Annotated in this window: 13 protein-coding genes; 10 read left to right on the top strand and 3 right to left on the bottom strand. The window is 57.0% G+C overall.

Annotation, left to right across the window (positions count from 1 at the left end; translation table 11 throughout):
* The first annotated feature begins 143 nt into the window (after positions 1 to 143).
* The 9 genes from rplM to nanQ all read left to right on the top strand — a co-directional run bounded on the left by rplM (position 144) and on the right by nanQ (position 7328).
* Entirely contained in the window at positions 144 to 572 is a 429-nt protein-coding gene (rplM, locus tag U9O48_RS20210) for a 50S ribosomal protein L13 (protein WP_095283609.1), read from the top strand.
* 15 nt (positions 573 to 587) lie between these two features.
* Positions 588 to 980, top strand: coding sequence for a 30S ribosomal protein S9 (gene rpsI, locus U9O48_RS20205; RefSeq protein WP_064543072.1), 393 nt, complete (start codon positions 588 to 590; stop codon positions 978 to 980).
* A gap of 308 nt (positions 981 to 1288) precedes the next feature.
* A complete protein-coding gene (gene sspA / locus U9O48_RS20200; RefSeq protein WP_100778703.1) occupies positions 1289 to 1927 on the top strand; it encodes a stringent starvation protein SspA in 639 nt (212 codons plus the stop codon).
* 5 nt (positions 1928 to 1932) lie between these two features.
* A complete protein-coding gene (gene sspB, locus U9O48_RS20195; protein ID WP_285145641.1) occupies positions 1933 to 2430 on the top strand; it encodes a ClpXP protease specificity-enhancing factor in 498 nt (165 codons plus the stop codon).
* 112 nt (positions 2431 to 2542) lie between these two features.
* On the top strand, positions 2543 to 3325 hold the full coding sequence (nanR, locus tag U9O48_RS20190; RefSeq protein ID WP_282491854.1) for a transcriptional regulator NanR: 783 nt from the start codon (positions 2543 to 2545) through the stop codon (positions 3323 to 3325).
* A 120-nt stretch (positions 3326 to 3445) separates the two neighbouring features.
* Positions 3446 to 4339, top strand: a complete 894-nt coding sequence (gene nanA, locus U9O48_RS20185) for an N-acetylneuraminate lyase (protein ID WP_324723086.1) — start codon at positions 3446 to 3448, stop codon at positions 4337 to 4339.
* Between the two features lie 171 nt (positions 4340 to 4510).
* Complete coding sequence (locus U9O48_RS20180; RefSeq protein ID WP_285157620.1) at positions 4511 to 5998, top strand: MFS transporter; 1488 nt, start codon at positions 4511 to 4513, stop codon at positions 5996 to 5998.
* Positions 5995 to 6870, top strand: a complete 876-nt coding sequence (nanK, locus tag U9O48_RS20175; protein WP_285148116.1) for an N-acetylmannosamine kinase — start codon at positions 5995 to 5997, stop codon at positions 6868 to 6870. The genes U9O48_RS20180 and nanK overlap by 4 nt, the downstream gene beginning before the upstream one ends.
* Positions 6867 to 7328 (top strand): N-acetylneuraminate anomerase, encoded by a 462-nt coding sequence (gene nanQ, locus U9O48_RS20170; RefSeq protein ID WP_285148117.1) that lies wholly within the window; start codon positions 6867 to 6869, stop codon positions 7326 to 7328. Before nanK ends, nanQ begins: the two co-directional genes overlap by 4 nt.
* 33 nt (positions 7329 to 7361) lie before the next feature.
* On the opposite strand, the gene U9O48_RS20165 is transcribed toward nanQ, so the two are convergent.
* Both U9O48_RS20165 and gltB read right to left on the bottom strand, forming a co-directional pair.
* Positions 7362 to 8780: a glutamate synthase small subunit gene (locus tag U9O48_RS20165; RefSeq protein WP_282491848.1), complete on the bottom strand. Its 1419-nt coding sequence runs from the start codon at positions 8778 to 8780 to the stop codon at positions 7362 to 7364.
* A gap of 9 nt (positions 8781 to 8789) precedes the next feature.
* Complete coding sequence (gene gltB, locus U9O48_RS20160) at positions 8790 to 13250, bottom strand: glutamate synthase large subunit (RefSeq protein ID WP_285148118.1); 4461 nt, start codon at positions 13248 to 13250, stop codon at positions 8790 to 8792.
* A gap of 684 nt (positions 13251 to 13934) precedes the next feature.
* Between gltB and U9O48_RS20155 the strand changes: the two genes are divergently transcribed.
* Complete coding sequence (locus U9O48_RS20155; RefSeq protein WP_285148384.1) at positions 13935 to 14879, top strand: TIGR01212 family radical SAM protein; 945 nt, start codon at positions 13935 to 13937, stop codon at positions 14877 to 14879.
* On the opposite strand, the gene U9O48_RS20150 is transcribed toward U9O48_RS20155, so the two are convergent.
* Positions 14856 to 16358, bottom strand: a complete 1503-nt coding sequence (locus tag U9O48_RS20150) for a DUF853 domain-containing protein (protein ID WP_324723085.1) — start codon at positions 16356 to 16358, stop codon at positions 14856 to 14858. The two genes, U9O48_RS20155 and U9O48_RS20150, sit on opposite strands and share 24 nt — an antisense overlap.
* Positions 16359 to 16410: the final 52 nt, after the last annotated feature.

Here is a 16410-nt window from a genome sequence, read left to right as displayed (position 1 = left end):
AAGGTTTTTTTCCCAAAACTTTCTATGTGCTGGCATAGGCTATTCGAAGGGGTAGGTTTGCCGGACTTTGTCGTGTGAGCCTCAACTTTTAAAACGTTTGGGTGTTCACCAACGTGTAACTTATTTATTTGGGTAAGCTTTTAATGAAAACTTTTACAGCTAAACCAGAAACCGTACAGCGCGACTGGTATGTTGTTGACGCGACCGGTAAAACTCTGGGTCGTCTGGCTTCCGAACTGGCTCGTCGCCTGCGCGGTAAGCACAAAGCGGAATACACCCCGCACGTAGATACCGGTGATTACATCATCGTTCTGAACGCAGAAAAAGTTGCTGTAACCGGCAACAAGCGTGAAGACAAGGTGTACTACCACCACACCGGCCACATCGGCGGTATTAAACAAGCGACCTTTGAAGAGATGATTGCCCGCCGTCCTGAGCGTGTGATTGAAATCGCGGTTAAAGGCATGCTGCCAAAAGGCCCGCTGGGTCGTGCTATGTACCGTAAACTGAAAGTTTACGCAGGCAACGAGCACAACCACGCGGCACAGCAACCGCAAGTTCTTGACATCTAATCGGGATTATAGGCAATGGCTGAAAATCAATACTACGGCACTGGTCGCCGCAAAAGCTCCGCCGCTCGCGTGTTCATCAAACCGGGCAGTGGTAAAATCGTTATCAACCAACGTTCTCTGGAACAGTACTTCGGTCGTGAAACTGCCCGCATGGTAGTTCGTCAGCCGCTGGAACTGGTTGATATGGTTGAGAAATTCGATCTGTACATCACCGTTAAAGGTGGTGGTACTTCTGGTCAGGCTGGTGCGATCCGTCACGGTATCACCCGCGCTCTGATGGAGTACGACGAGTCCCTGCGTGGCGAACTGCGTAAAGCTGGCTTCGTTACTCGTGATGCTCGTGAAGTTGAACGTAAGAAAGTCGGCCTGCGTAAAGCACGTCGTCGTCCACAGTTCTCCAAGCGTTAATTTTTTTCTGCTTCGGCAGAGAGATTGGCGAAAAACCCGCTTCGGCGGGTTTTTTTTATGGATAATCCGACGGTTATCCACAGTATTTATTTGATTCTCAGCTCTTTTTCCGTATTTCCAGAATCCCCTCACCACAAAGCCTGCAAAATCTGGTAAACTATCATCCAATTTTCTGCCCAAATGTCAGTGAATACACCACTTTTGTTCGATTTTTGAGCGATAGAGTTTGTTCCTGGGATGGGTAACAAATCATCTGGCTGGCCCCCGGGCCGGTAGCAGTAATATTCTGAATATACCTGGAGGTTTTCATGGCTGTCGCTGCCAACAAACGTTCGGTAATGACGCTGTTTTCTGGTCCTACTGACATTTATAGCCATCAGGTTCGTATCGTGCTGGCCGAGAAAGGTGTCAGTTTTGAGATCGAGCATGTGGAAAAGGATAACCCACCTCAGGATCTGATCGATCTCAACCCGAACCAGAGCGTACCAACGCTGGTGGATCGCGAGCTGACCCTGTGGGAATCCCGCATCATTATGGAATATCTGGATGAGCGATTCCCTCATCCGCCGCTGATGCCGGTTTATCCGGTTGCGCGTGGTGAAAGCCGCCTGTACATGCAGCGTATCGAGAAAGACTGGTACACCCTGATGAACGTGATCGTGAACGGTTCATCCTCTGAAGCAGACGCGGCGCGTAAGCAACTGCGTGAAGAGCTGCTGGCGATTGCTCCGGTGTTTGGTCAGAAGCCATTCTTCTTGAGCGACGAGTTCAGCCTTGTCGATTGCTACCTGGCTCCGCTGCTGTGGCGCCTGCAGGCACTGGGCGTAGAGTTCAGCGGTCCTGGCGCGAAAGAGCTGAAAGGCTACATGACTCGCGTGTTTGAGCGCGACTCTTTCCTGGCTTCTCTGACAGAACCGGAACGCGAAATGCGTCTTGGTCGAGGTTAACGATTGTGGAAATGTCACAGCTGTCTCCACGCCGTCCGTATCTGCTGCGTGCCTTCTATGAATGGCTGCTGGACAACCAGCTTACGCCGCACCTGGTAGTGGATGTGACGTTACCGGGCGTGAGCGTTCCGATGGAATACGCACGTGATGGGCAGATCGTTCTGAACATCGCGCCACGCGCGGTGGGTAATCTGGAACTGGCTAACGACGAAGTGCGCTTCAACGCGCGTTTCGGCGGTGTTCCGCGTCAGGTTTCTGTGCCGCTGGCTGCTGTTTTGGCAGTCTACGCGCGTGAAAACGGTGCGGGCACGATGTTTGAACCGGAAGCGGCTTATGACGAAGATGTCACCAGCCTTAACGATGAAGACGGTTCACCCGACAGCGAAAGCGAAACGGTGATGTCGATCATCGATGGCGACAAGCCGGATCACGATAACGACAATGACCCTGATGACGATCCGCCGCCGCGCGGTGGCCGTCCAGCGTTACGCGTTGTGAAATAACTGAACAGGCCCGATGGGCCTGTTTTGCTATTCAGGGCTTTTCGCCCAGCCAAAAATCCTGTGTTATGATGAATCGTTGTCACTGATTGTCACTCTTCTGACCCGAGTCTTTATGAAACCATTTGATCTTCAGGCGGAAAATTCAACCGAAACCCTTGGTCGCAGTTTGCGTCGTCGCCCGCTGGCGCGTAAAAAACTCTCCGATATGGTGGAAGAAGAGCTGGAGCAGATGATCCGCCGTCAGGAGTTTGCCCAGGGTGAACAACTCCCTTCTGAACGTGAACTGATGGAGTTTTTCAACGTCGGCCGCCCATCGGTCCGCGAAGCGCTGGCCGCTCTCAAGCGCAAAGGGCTGGTGCAAATCAACAACGGCGAACGCGCCCGCGTCTCAATGCCTTCAGCCGACACCATCATCAGCGAACTCTCCGGCATGGCGAAGGATTTCCTCACCCAGCCGGGCGGTATTACCCATTTCGAACAGCTGCGGCTCTTTTTTGAGTCGAGCCTGGTGCGTTACGCGGCGGAATACGCCACGGACGAACAGGTGGAACGCCTGTCGAAAGCGCTGGAAATTAACAGCCAGTCACTCAACGATAACGCGCTGTTTATCCGCTCTGACGTCGATTTCCACCGCGTACTGGCGGAGATCCCCGGCAACCCAATCTTTATGGCGATCCACGTCGCGCTGCTCGACTGGCTGATCGCCGCCCGTCCGAAAGTCTCCGACGCCGAGCTGTATCAGCACAACGACGTGAGCTATCAGCAGCATATCGCCATTGTTGACGCCATCCGCCGCCGCGACCCCGATGAAGCCGACCGCGCGCTGCAAACCCATCTCAACAGCGTTTCCGCCACCTGGCACGCCATCGGCCAGGGATCCAAAAAGAAAAAATAACGATCCTTTAGTGAAGCAGATCGCAATATAAGCGTTCTGTATGGGGTGCTGATTATTTGATCTGGTATAACAGGTATAAAGGTATATCGATAAACAGACCAAACATCACTTGAGGTATCTATGGCAAAGCAATTACGTGGCGTGATGGCCGCACTCCTGACCCCGTTCAATTCACAGCAGGCGCTGGATAAAGAGAGCCTGCGCCGCCTGGTGCAGTTCAACATTCAGCAGGGTATCGACGGCCTGTACGTGGGCGGCTCAACGGGCGAAGCCTTTGTGCAGAGCCTCGCCGAGCGCGAGCAGGTGCTGGAGATCGTGGCAGAAGAGGCGAAGGGCAAAGTGACGCTGATCGCCCATGTCGGCTGCGTCAGCACGGCGGAAAGCCAGCAGCTCGCGGCCGCGGCCAGCCGTAACGGCTTCGACGCTGTGTCGGCGGTCACACCCTTCTACTATCCCTTCAGCTTTGAAGAACACTGCGACCACTACCGTGCAATCATTGATTCGTCGGATGGTTTGCCGATGGTGGTGTACAACATTCCGGCGCTGAGCGGCGTGAAGTTATCCCTCGATCAAATTAATACGCTGGTGACGCTGCCGGGCGTTAGCGCCCTGAAACAGACCTCCGGCGATCTCTTCCAGATGGAGCAGATCCGCCGCGCGCATCCGGATCTGGTGCTTTATAACGGCTACGACGAGATCTTCGCCTCTGGTCTGCTGGCGGGCGCGGACGGCGGGATCGGCAGCACGTACAACATCATGGGCGCACGCTATCAGGCTATCGCCAGCGCGATCCGTGAAGGGGACAACGCCACCGCGCAGCGTCTGCAAAGCGAGTGCAACAAGGTTATCGACCTGCTGATCAAAGTCGGCGTGTTCCGTGGCCTGAAAACCGTTCTGCACTATATGGACGTGGTCGCCGTTCCGCTGTGCCGTAAGCCTTTTGCCCCGGTCGCGGAGCAGTACCTGCCGGAGCTGAAAGCCCTCGCAGAGCAACTGCTGGCTGATAAGCGCTGATTTCTTGCCGGATGGCGCTTCGCTTATCCGGCCTACAAAACATGATCGATTCGCATATACGTAGGCCGGATAAGGCGAAGCCGTCATCCGGCAAAAGCAAACACACATGTACGCCGGATGATGTGAACCCATCGTCCGGCAATACAACACAGAATTCGTCGGGAGAGTGTTATGAGTATTTCTACCCAAAGCATCCCGTGGTACCGCCATCTTTCCCGCCCACAGTGGCGCGCATTCTCCGCCGCCTGGCTGGGATATCTGCTTGATGGCTTTGATTTTGTTTTGATCGCGCTGGTGTTAACAGAAGTCAAAAGTGAATTTGGTTTAACGACGGTGGAAGCAGCCAGCCTGATTTCTGCCGCCTTTATCTCGCGCTGGTTTGGCGGCCTGCTACTGGGCGCGATGGGCGATCGCTACGGCCGCAAGCTGGCGATGATCACCAGTATCGTCCTCTTCTCCTGCGGTACGCTGGCGTGCGGGTTTGCGCCGGGCTACGTCACCATGTTTATCGCCCGGATGGTGATCGGCATGGGCATGGCAGGCGAATACGGCTCCAGCGCGACCTATGTCATCGAAAGCTGGCCGAAACATCTGCGCAATAAAGCCAGCGGCTTTTTAATCTCCGGTTTTTCCATCGGTGCAGTGGTCGCGGCGCAGATCTACAGCCTGGTCGTTCCCGTGTGGGGCTGGCGTGCGCTGTTCTTCATCGGCATCCTGCCGATCATTTTTGCCCTGTGGCTGCGAAAAAACATTCCCGAAGCGGAAGACTGGAAAGCGAAGCACGAAGGTAAAGCGCCGGTGCGCACGATGGTCGATATTCTCTATCGCGGCAAGTATCGTCTCATCAATATCGTGATGACGCTTTTTGCCGGAACCGCGCTGTGGCTCTGTTTCGCCGGGGAGCTGAACAACGCCGGGCTGGTGGTGATTCTGGGGCTGCTGTGCGCCTGCGTGTTCATCAGCTTTATGGTGCAAAGCAGCGGCAAACGCTGGCCGACGGGCGTCACATTGATGGTCGTTGTGCTCTTCGCATTCCTCTATTCATGGCCGATTCAGGCGCTGCTGCCCACGTATCTGAAAACGGATCTCGCCTACGATCCGATGACGGTCGCACACGTGCTGTTCTTCAGCGGTTTTGGCGCGGCAGTGGGCTGCTGTGTCGGCGGTTTCCTCGGCGACTGGCTGGGTACCCGCAAGGCGTACGTCTGCAGCCTGCTGGCCTCGCAGCTGCTGATCATTCCGGTGTTCGCGATCGGCGGGTCCAATATCTGGGTGCTTGGCCTGCTGCTCTTCTTCCAGCAGATGCTGGGGCAGGGGATCTCCGGGATTTTACCGAAACTGATTGGCGGCTACTTCGATACGGATCAGCGCGCGGCGGGCCTTGGCTTTACCTATAACGTCGGCGCACTGGGCGGCGCACTCGCCCCGATTATCGGCGCACTGCTGGCGCAGCGCCTTGAACTGGGTACCGCGCTGGGATCTCTGTCGTTTGGTCTGACGTTCGTGGTGATCCTTTTGATCGGTCTGGATATGCCGTCCCGCGTCCAGCGCTGGATCCGCCCGGAAGCGCTGCGCACGCACGATGCCATCGACGGTAAACCGTTCAGCGGTGCCGTACCTTTTGGCAGCATCAAAAGCGAGCGCGAGGCGGTGAAATGACCACCCTGGCTATTGATATTGGCGGGACCAAACTGGCCGCTGCACTGATCGACGACGATTTACAGATCCGTGAGCGGCGCGAAATGCCTACGCCTGCCAGCAAAACCCCCGACGCGCTGCGCGCTGCCCTAAAAGCGCTGGTGGAACCGGTGATGGCATCGGCGCATCAGGTAGCCATCGCCTCAACGGGGATTATCCGCGAAGGCACGCTGGTGTCGATCAATCCCCATAACCTGGGCGGGCTGTTGCACTTCCCGCTGGTGCAGACGCTGGCGTCAATCACGGGCCTGCCCGCAATGGCGGTGAATGACGCGCAGGCTGCGGCGTGGGCGGAATATCACGCGCCGGGGATAGATACGCAGGATATGGTGTTCATCACCGTCTCCACGGGTGTCGGCGGTGGCGTGGTACTGAAGGGCGAGTTGCAGACGGGTGAAGGAGGGCTCGCCGGACATCTGGGTCATACGCTTGCCGATCCGCACGGTCCGGTTTGCGGCTGTGGTCGCCGGGGATGCGTGGAAGCGATTGCCTCGGGCCGGGGCATCGCCGCCCGGGCGCAGGGGGAGCTGGCGGGGCTTGATGCCAAAGCCATCTTCACCCATGCGCTGCGCGGGCATCCGCATGCCCGTGAGCTGGTGGCACATTCCGCCCGGACCCTGGCGCGTCTCATCGCCGATGTCAAAGCGGTGACGGATTGTCAGACCGTCGTTGTGGGCGGCAGCGTCGGGTTGGCGGAAGGGTATTTATCGCAGGTGGCTGAGTTTCTGGCGCAAGAGCCACCGGTTTATCACGTCAATCTTCGCCCGGCCTTTTATCGCAACGATGCGGGTTTATTGGGCGCGGCACTTTTGTCTCAAGGAGCACAACAATGATGATGGGAAAAGCCAGTGTGCTGTCGGGATTACACCCCGTGCTGGCAGAGGCACTGACGCAGGCCATTTCGGCCTGGCCGCAGGACAAAGCGCCGGGGCGCTACGAGCTGCAGGGCGACGATATCTTTATGAACGTGATGTCGTTTGCCACGCAGCCGCCTGAGCAGAAAAAAGCTGAGTTGCATGAGCAATACATCGATATCCAGCTGTTGCTGGCGGGAGAGGAGCGTATTCTGTACGGCGTGGCAGGCTCAGCGCGTCAGTGTGAGGAGCGACATGTCGAGGACGATTACCAGTTATGTAGCGCTATCGAAGGGATGCAGCGGCTAGATTTGAAACCCGGCATGTACGCGGTCTTTATGCCTGGAGAGCCGCATAAACCTGGCGGCGTACTGAAGGAATCAGAAGAGATAAAGAAGGTGGTCGTTAAGGTGCGTGCCAGTTTGCTCGACGCATAAAAAAACCGGATGGCATCGCCATCCGGTTCGCTTTTACACTTCCAGGTAATTCATGATCCCATCAGCCGCTTTGCGGCCTTCGGCAATCGCCGTCACCACCAGATCTGAACCGCGAACGATATCGCCACCGGCGAAGATTTTCGGGTTGCTGGTCTGGAAGGCGTTCTCGTTGCCTTCTGGCGCAATCACGCGGCCCTGGGAATCCAGCTCGACGCTGTGTTTCGCCAGCCACTCCATGCTGTGCGGACGGAAACCAAACGCCATCACCACCGCATCAGCCGGAACCACGTGCTCGGAACCTGCCACGATCTCTGCGCGACGACGGCCTTTGGCGTCCGGTGCGCCCATTTCGGTACGCGCCATTTTCACGCCGCTGACTTTGCCGTTCGCATTCACTTCGATGCCCAATGGCTGAACGTTGAACTGGAACTCCACACCCTCTTCACGCGCGTTTTTCACTTCGCGTTTGGAGCCCGGCATGTTCTCTTCGTCACGACGATAGGCGCAGATAACGTGCGTTGCGTCCTGACGGATCGAGGTGCGTACGCAGTCCATCGCGGTATCACCGCCACCCAGCACTACCACGCGTTTGCCTTCCATGGTGACGTACGGCTCAGCGGTGGTTTCACCGAAGCCCATCATCTGCTTGGTGTTGGCAATCAGGAACGGCAGGGCGTCAAACACGCCCGGTGCGTCTTCGTTTTCCAGCCCACCGCGCATCGACTGATAGGTCCCGACGCCGAGGAACACGGCATCGTAATCTTTCAGCAGATCGTCGATCTGAATGTCACGGCCCACTTCGATGTTCAGTTTGAACTCGATGCCCATGTCAGTGAAGATTTCGCGACGGCGGGTCATCACCTCTTTTTCCAGCTTGAAGGCTGGGATGCCGAAGGTCAGCAGGCCGCCGATCTCAGGATGACGATCGAACACCACCGCTTTGACGCCGTTGCGGGTCAGCACGTCGGCACACGCCAGACCTGCCGGACCTGCGCCGATGATCGCCACGCGTTTGTCCGTCTGACGCACGCCGGTCATGTCCGGACGCCAGCCCATTTCGAACGCTTTATCGTTGATATAGCGCTCGATGTTGCCGATGGTCACCGCGCCAAACTCGTCGTTCAGCGTACAGGAACCTTCGCACAGACGGTCCTGCGGACACACGCGGCCACAGACTTCTGGCAGGGTGTTGGTCTGGTGCGACAGTTCCGCCGCTTCGAAAATGCGTCCTTCGTTGGCCAGCTTCAGCCAGTTCGGAATGTAGTTGTGAACCGGGCATTTCCATTCGCAGTACGGGTTACCGCAGGACAGGCAGCGGTCTGCCTGTGCTTTGGCCTGGCCTTCTGAAAACGGCTCGTAAATTTCAACAAATTCAATTTTACGGATCTTCAGCGGTTTCTTTGGCGGATCAACGCGCTGCAGGTCGATAAACTGGTATACGTTCTGACTCATTGCTACCCCTTACTGCGCCTGCACACGCAGCTCTGCTGCGCTACGACTACGGTGACCCAACAGTGCTTTAACATCGCTGGACTTCGGTTTAACCAACGCGAATTTCGCTGAGAACGCAGGCCAGTTCGCCAGGATCTCTTCCCCGCGGGAAGAACCGGTATGCTGCACGTGCTCGGTAATCAGACCGCGCAGATGCTCTTCGTGGATCGCCAGTGTTTCAACGTCCAGCACTTCTACCAGTTCCGGGTTAACGCGTTTACGGAACTCACCGTCTTCGTCCAGGACGTAGGCGAAACCGCCCGTCATGCCTGCGCCGAAGTTGACGCCGGTTTTGCCCATTACGCAGACAATCCCGCCGGTCATGTATTCACAGCCGTTATCGCCGATACCTTCCACAACGGTGATAGCACCGGAGTTACGTACCGCAAAACGCTCGCCCGCACGGCCCGCGGCAAACAGACGTCCGCCGGTCGCGCCGTACAGACAGGTGTTACCGATGATGCTTGCTTCGTGGCTGCGGAACGCAGAACCGACCGGAGGACGCACCGCCAGCAGACCGCCCGCCATGCCTTTACCGACGTAGTCGTTGGCATCGCCGGTCAGGTACAGCTCAACGCCGCCCGCATTCCAGACGCCGAAGCTCTGACCCGCAGTCCCGCTGAAGTGCGCGACAATCGGATCGGCTGCCAGCCCCTGATCGCCATGGGTTTGCGCGATGTAGCCAGAAAGCGTTGCCCCCACAGAGCGGTCGGTGTTGCGGATATCAAACCAGAACGTTTTGCTCTGTTTGTCATCAACGTAGGATTTCGCCTGCTGCAACAGCTGCGCGTTCAGCACGCCGTTGTCGAACGGTGGGTTGTTCTCGGTGCAGTAAACGGCTTTGCCAGCGTGCGGCTCGGCGGTTTCCAGCAGACGGGACAGCTCCAGTTTCTGCTGCTTGGCGGTAAACCCTTCCAGCTCTTTCAGCAGGTCGGTACGGCCAATCAGATCTACCAGACGCTTCACGCCCAGCTGCGCCATCAGCTCGCGGGTTTCGCGGGCGATGAATTCAAAGTAGTTGGTCACTTTGAACGGCAGACCGTGGTAGTGGTTCTTACGCAGTTTTTCGTCCTGAGTTGCCACGCCCGTTGCGCAGTTGTTCAGGTGACAAATACGCAGGTATTTACAGCCCAGCGCCACCATTGGCCCGGTACCGAAGCCGAAGCTTTCAGCGCCGAGAATCGCGGCTTTGATGATGTCGAGACCGGTTTTCAGGCCGCCATCCACCTGCAGACGGATCTTGTGGCGCAGACCGTTAGCGACCAGCGCCTGCTGGGTTTCCACCAGGCCCAGCTCCCACGGACAACCCGCGTATTTCACGGAGGAGAGTGGGCTTGCGCCTGTCCCGCCGTCATAGCCCGCGATGGTGATCAGATCCGCGTAGGCTTTTGCCACACCGGTGGCGATGGTGCCAACGCCTGGTTCGGAAACCAGCTTCACGGAGATCATCGCTTTCGGGTTGACCTGTTTCAGGTCGAAAATCAGCTGCGCCAAATCCTCGATAGAGTAGATATCGTGGTGCGGCGGCGGGGAGATCAGCGTCACGCCCGGCACCGAGTAGCGCAGTTTGGCGATGTACGGTGTGACTTTGTCACCCGGTAACTGACCGCCTTCGCCCGGTTTTGCACCCTGAGCGACTTTAATCTGAATCACGTCGGCGTTGACCAGGTACGCTGGCGTCACGCCAAAGCGACCGGAGGCCACCTGCTTGATGCGCGACACTTTGTTGGTGCCATAGCGCGCAGGATCTTCGCCGCCTTCGCCGGAGTTCGAGTTCCCACCGATGCTGTTCATCGCTTCGGCCAGCGCTTCGTGTGCTTCCGGGCTGAGTGCGCCGATGGACATCGCTGCCGTATCAAAGCGTTTATACAGTTCGCTCGCCGGTTCAACGTCATTGATACTGACGGTTTCGCCGTTCGGATTCACCGCCAGCAGATCGCGCAGCGTTGCCGCCGGGCGCTCGTTAACCAGTTTCGAATATTGCTGATAATCGCTGTATTCGCCGCTCTGAACCGCCTCTTGCAGGGTTTTCACCACGTCCGGGTTATAGGCGTGGTATTCGCCACCGTGAACGTATTTCAGCAAGCCGCCCTGATCCAGCGGTTTGCGCGCCAGCCATGCGCGCTTCGACAGGTTCATCAGGTCCTGCTGGAAGTCAGAGAAACCCGCCCCGCCGATGCGGCTGATCACGCCCTGGAAGCAGAGATCCGCGACGTCATCGTGCAGACCGACGGCTTCGAAGAGTTTCGAGCAGCGGTAAGAGGCGATGGTCGAGATGCCCATTTTGGACATGATCTTGTACAGGCCTTTGTTGATGCCGTTACGGTAGTTCAGCATCACCGCGCGGTAATCTTTTTCGATCGCGTGAGTGTCGACCAGTTTCGCCAGCGTTTCGTACGCCAGGTACGGATAAATGGCCGTCGCGCCAAAGCCCAACAGCACGGCAAAGTGGTGCGGGTCGCGGGCGCTGGCAGTTTCTACGATGATGTTGGCATCGCAGCGCAGGCTCTTATCGACCAGGCGAGTCTGAATCGCGCCCACCGCCATCGGTGCCGGAACTGGCAGACGGTTTTTGGCGATGTTGCGGTCGGACAGCACCAGCAGAACGGTGCCGTTACGCACCATCTGCTCGGCCTGATCGCACAGGGCTTTCACCGTCTCTTCGAGGCTCGTTTCGGTCACGTCGAAGGTAATATCGAGCGTGTCGGCGCGATAGTGATCTTCGGTCATGGTGGTGAGCTGTTTGAAATCGGAGTACAGCAGAATCGGCGACTTAAAGCTCAGGCGGTGCGCCTGGCCTTCGGCTTCGCAGAAGACGTTCATCTCGCGACCGATGCTGGTGGCCAGCGACATCACGTGCGCTTCACGCAGCGGATCGATTGGCGGGTTAGTTACCTGCGCAAACTGCTGGCGGAAGTAGTCGTAAATGATGCGCGGCTGGCTGGAGAGCACGGCAAACGGGGTATCGTCACCCATTGAACCGACCGCTTCCTGGCCATTCTCGCCGAGCACGCGGATCACGGAATCCAGCTCTTCGGCGCTGTAGTTAAACTGTTTCTGGTAGCTGGCGAGGGTATCGTCGTCCAGTTCGCGGCTGCCCACTTCCTCGTTCGACAGGTCTTCGAACGGCACCAGACGGCGGACGTTGGTCTCCATCCACTCTTTGTACGGATGGCGGCTTTTCAGATCGTCATCGGTTTCCGCCGAATGCAGGATGCGCCCGCTGCGGGTATCGATAACCATCAGTTCGCCTGGGCCGACGCGACCTTTCTCGACCACTTCGTCAGGCTGGTAATCCCAGATCCCGACTTCGGAGGCGCAGGTGATCAGCTTATCTTTGGTGATGACGTAGCGCGCCGGGCGCAGACCGTTACGGTCGAGGTTACAGGCGGCGTAGCGTCCATCGGACATCACGATACCTGCCGGGCCATCCCACGGCTCCATGTGCATGGAGTTAAAGTCGAAGAATGCGCGCAGGTCCGGGTCCATATCCGGGTTGTTCTGCCAGGCTGGCGGAACAAGCAGACGCATCGCACGGACGATATCCATCCCGCCAGCCAGCAGCAGTTCCAGCATATTATCCATGGAACTTGAGTCGGAGCCTGTTTCGTTGACGAATGGAGCGGCGTCATGCAGATCCGGGATCAGCGGAGTCTGGAACTTATAGGTACGCGCACGCGCCCACTGGCGGTTGCCGGTGATGGTGTTGATCTCGCCGTTGTGCGCCAGATAGCGGAACGGCTGAGCCAGCGGCCAGCGAGGGACGGTGTTGGTGGAGAAGCGCTGGTGGAACAGGCAAATGGCCGATTCCAGACGCAGGTCCGCGAGGTCCAGGTAGAAGCGCGGCAGGTCAGCCGGCATACACAGACCTTTATAGATGTTTACCAGGTTGGAGAGGCTACAGACGTAGAACTCTTTATCTTCCTGCAAACGTTTTTCAATGCGGCGACGGGCAATGAACAGGCGGCGTTCCATATCGCGCGGACGCCAGCCCGCAGGCGCATTCACAAAAATCTGTTCAATTCGTGGCAGCGAGGAGAGGGCGATTTCACCGAGCACCCCTTCGTTGGTGGGCACATTGCGCCAGCCGACAATTGACAGGGTTTCGCGTTGAAGTTCTTCTTCGACGATGCGGCGTGAAGCGGCGGCTTTTTCAGGATCCTGATTCAGGAACAGCATGCCGACAGCGTAGTTTTTGGCTAAACGCCAGCCGCGCTCTTCCGCTACGATGCGGAAGAAACGATCCGGTTTTTGTAGCAGCAAGCCACAACCATCGCCGGTTTTACCATCAGCGAGGATTGCACCACGGTGCTGCATACGGGCCAGTGCGTGTATAGCGGTACGCACTACCTTGTGGCTAGGTTCGCCTTCTATGTGGGCGATCAGGCCGAAACCACAGTTATCCTTCTCAAGGGATTTATCGTACAACATATCAGTGAACCTCCCCAGGCTCTTCGGGATTCCCATCTGAACCGTGGCGCACAGGCACAGAAAGAGCGCGGCGACGGGGTTTGCGTTTCATACGCGCACCTCGCATTCGCCCTCTTCATTTCCTTTTCGCACAGGTCAAACAAGTTTGAGGACTTGCTTCAGAGGGAATCTCAATTACTGCATAAATATGATAAGCAGGCTGCTTATCCAGAAAGCTTCCAGCGGATTTCCAACTTATCGGGAATTGATACACAGGTCAAATGGCAATCTTATGTATGCAAAAATGTGCTAAAGGAAGGTTAATGCATTGAATATAAAAGAGATTTAACGCGTTTTGCATCGGCGAAAGGCAGGGGTAAGGCGCAGGGGAGTGTGATCTGACTCACTATATGAAAGCGGTATTATCCCTCAGCCATGCTTAATAGCGGATTTTTTACAGGATAATAATCTGGTACTGGCAGTGGCGACGCATCATCACACTGTTTTACAGCTGTGGGGCGATAAGTGAAAAAATCCGCTGCAACATAAGGAAAAGTCATTGCCCGAATGATGAATGAAATTGCAGTAATAATGAGTTTTTATTCAAATGAATAATAGCCGTCCAGGGCGATTGATCCAGGTCATCGCCGACAGAGGCTAAAAATGGCAGGCTTGTCCCCTTTCTCCGGGACGGTCTATCAGATTATGCAGTTACAGAAATTAGTCAATATGTTTGGTGGGGATCTTTCACGCCGCTACGGCCAGAAGGTCCACAAGCTGACGCTGCACGGCGGTTTTAGCTGCCCAAATCGCGATGGCACCATCGGGCGTGGCGGCTGTACTTTCTGTAATGTGGCCTCTTTTGCCGACGAAGCGCAGCAGCACAACTCTATTGCCGACCAGCTTTCCCATCAGGCGAGCCTGGTCAATCGCGCGAAGCAGTATCTGGCCTATTTCCAGGCCTACACCAGCACCTTTGCGGAAGTGCAGGTGTTGCGCTCCATGTATCAGCAGGCCGTGAGCCAGGCCAATATCGTCGGTTTGTGTGTCGGTACGCGTCCGGACTGCGTCCCGGAAGCGGTGCTGGATCTGCTGAGCGAATATAAAGATCTGGGCTATGAAATCTGGCTTGAACTGGGCTTGCAGACCGCGCACGACAAAACGCTGCGCCGAATCAATCGTGGTCATGATTTTGCCTGCTATCAGAAAACAACAAGACTGGCCCGCGAGCGCGGTTTAAAAGTCTGCTCACATCTGATTGTCGGGCTGCCGGGCGAAGGCCAGCAGCAGGGGCTGGAAACTCTGGAAAGGGTCGTTGAGACGGGTGTCGACGGCATTAAGCTCCATCCGCTGCATATCGTTACCGGCAGCACTATGGCGAAAGCCTGGGAGGCCGGGCGATTAAATGGCATCGATCTGGACGAGTACACCGTGACGGCGGGAGAGATGATTCGCCATACGCCGCCGGAGGTGATTTACCACCGCATCTCCGCCAGCGCCCGCCGCCCAACGCTCCTCGCCCCGCTGTGGTGCGAAAACCGCTGGACGGGGATGGTCGAGCTGGATCGCTATTTGAATCAGCACGGCGTACAAGGCTCAGCGCTCGGCACGCCGTGGGTCTCCCCGCTACCGGCGACGACCGCCCAGTAAACTCCCCAGCATGCCGCGTACAATCTGATTGGTCACCTGCCGCGCGGCGCTTTTGGCCATGGTTTGCACCACGCCATCGCGTTTACCCCCACGTGGCCCGGTGCTGCCAAACAGAATGTCTTTCAGACCGCCGAGAATACCGTCGTCCACGGCGACATTGCCGCCTTTGGCCGCAGGGGACTGCTGTTGTTCTGTGTTCGCCTGGACGCCTTTCTGCAGCATTTCGAACGCGGATTCCCGATCCACCTCATCCTCATATTTGCCGTAGACCGGCGAGTGGTTAATCAAGGCGTTACGTTCGTCGTCCGTCACCGGCCCCATCCGCGAGAATGGGGCAATCACCATCGCACGTTCAACGATGGACGGGCTGCCTTTGGCGTCGAGGAATGAAATCAGCGCTTCGCCGGTTCCCAGCGCCTGAATCGCCTCTTCCGTATCAAACGCCGGATTGGCGCGCATGGTTTGCGCTGCCGCTTTCACCGCTTTCTGATCTTTCGGCGTAAAGGCACGCAGCGCGTGCTGCACGCGATTCCCAAGCTGGCCCAGCACATTATCCGGGATGTCGGACGGGTTCTGCGAGACAAAATAGACGCCCACGCCTTTGGAGCGGATCAGGCGAATCACCTGTTCGATTTTATCCAGCAGCACCTGCGGGGCATCGCTGAACAGGAGATGGGCCTCGTCAAAGAAGAAGACAATTTTAGGCTTATCCAGATCGCCCGCTTCCGGCAGCTGTTCATAGAGTTCCGAGAGCATCCACAGCAGGCTGGCGGCATAGAGCTTCGGCATCTGGTAAAGCTTTTCAGCGCTCAGAATGTTAATGATGCCTTTGCCGTTACTGTCGGTACGCATCCAGTCTTTGATATCCAGCATTGGCTCGCCGAAGAAATGCTCCGCGCCCTGCTGTTCGAGGGTGAGTAATCCGCGCTGGATGGCTCCGACCGAGGCGGGGCTGATATTCCCGTACTGATTCTGGAAGGATTTGGCGTTATCGCCGATGTACTGGGTAATGGCGCGCAGATCTTTGAAATCGAGCAGCAGCAGACCCTGATCGTCGGCGATGCGGAAAATAATGTTCAACACGCCAGACTGGACCTCGTTAAGGGTTAACAACCGCGCCAGCAGCAGCGGGCCGAGATCCGAGACGGTCGCGCGCACCGGATGGCCTTTCTCACCGAAAATATCCCACACCACCACCGGATTGGCCTGCGGTTGCCAGTCGGTCACGCCGATATTTTTCAGCCGCTCAAGCAGTTTCTCTGACGCTGTGCCTTCCTGGGCGACGCCGGTTAAATCGCCTTTGACGTCGGCCATGAAAACCGGCACGCCGATACTTGAAAATGACTCCGCCAGCTTTTGCAGGGTCACGGTTTTCCCCGTCCCGGTGGCGCCGGTAATCAGCCCGTGGCGGTTCGCCATGCCTGGCAGCAAGAACAGCTCTTTATCCAGCGTCCGGGCAATCAGCAGTGGTGTACTCATGGTGCGCATCCTCTCTTTGTCCTGCGTCGAGTATAGGCAACCTGACGGCAAT

The sequence above is a fragment of the Lelliottia sp. JS-SCA-14 genome, from assembly GCF_035593345.1.
In the GTDB taxonomy this organism is placed as follows: domain Bacteria; phylum Pseudomonadota; class Gammaproteobacteria; order Enterobacterales; family Enterobacteriaceae; genus Enterobacter; species Enterobacter wanjuensis.
Note: the sequence above shows the minus strand (reverse complement) of the source record. Positions and strands in the feature narration are given on the sequence as shown.

Excerpts from the sequence above, each read along its gene's own strand:
- rplM (WP_095283609.1), top strand. The coding sequence starts at position 144 with ATGAAAACTTTTACAGCTAAACCAGAAACCGTACAGCGCGACTGGTAT.
- rpsI (WP_064543072.1), top strand. The coding sequence starts at position 588 with ATGGCTGAAAATCAATACTACGGCACTGGTCGCCGCAAAAGCTCCGCC.
- sspA (WP_100778703.1), top strand. The coding sequence starts at position 1,289 with ATGGCTGTCGCTGCCAACAAACGTTCGGTAATGACGCTGTTTTCTGGT.
- nanR (WP_282491854.1), top strand. The coding sequence starts at position 2,543 with ATGAAACCATTTGATCTTCAGGCGGAAAATTCAACCGAAACCCTTGGT.
- nanA (WP_324723086.1), top strand. The coding sequence starts at position 3,446 with ATGGCAAAGCAATTACGTGGCGTGATGGCCGCACTCCTGACCCCGTTC.
- U9O48_RS20180 (WP_285157620.1), top strand. The coding sequence starts at position 4,511 with ATGAGTATTTCTACCCAAAGCATCCCGTGGTACCGCCATCTTTCCCGC.
- nanK (WP_285148116.1), top strand. The coding sequence starts at position 5,995 with ATGACCACCCTGGCTATTGATATTGGCGGGACCAAACTGGCCGCTGCA.
- nanQ (WP_285148117.1), top strand. The coding sequence starts at position 6,867 with ATGATGATGGGAAAAGCCAGTGTGCTGTCGGGATTACACCCCGTGCTG.
- U9O48_RS20165 (WP_282491848.1), bottom strand. The coding sequence starts at position 8,780 with ATGAGTCAGAACGTATACCAGTTTATCGACCTGCAGCGCGTTGATCCG.
- gltB (WP_285148118.1), bottom strand. The coding sequence starts at position 13,250 with ATGTTGTACGATAAATCCCTTGAGAAGGATAACTGTGGTTTCGGCCTG.
- U9O48_RS20155 (WP_285148384.1), top strand. The coding sequence starts at position 13,935 with ATGCAGTTACAGAAATTAGTCAATATGTTTGGTGGGGATCTTTCACGC.
- U9O48_RS20150 (WP_324723085.1), bottom strand. The coding sequence starts at position 16,358 with ATGAGTACACCACTGCTGATTGCCCGGACGCTGGATAAAGAGCTGTTC.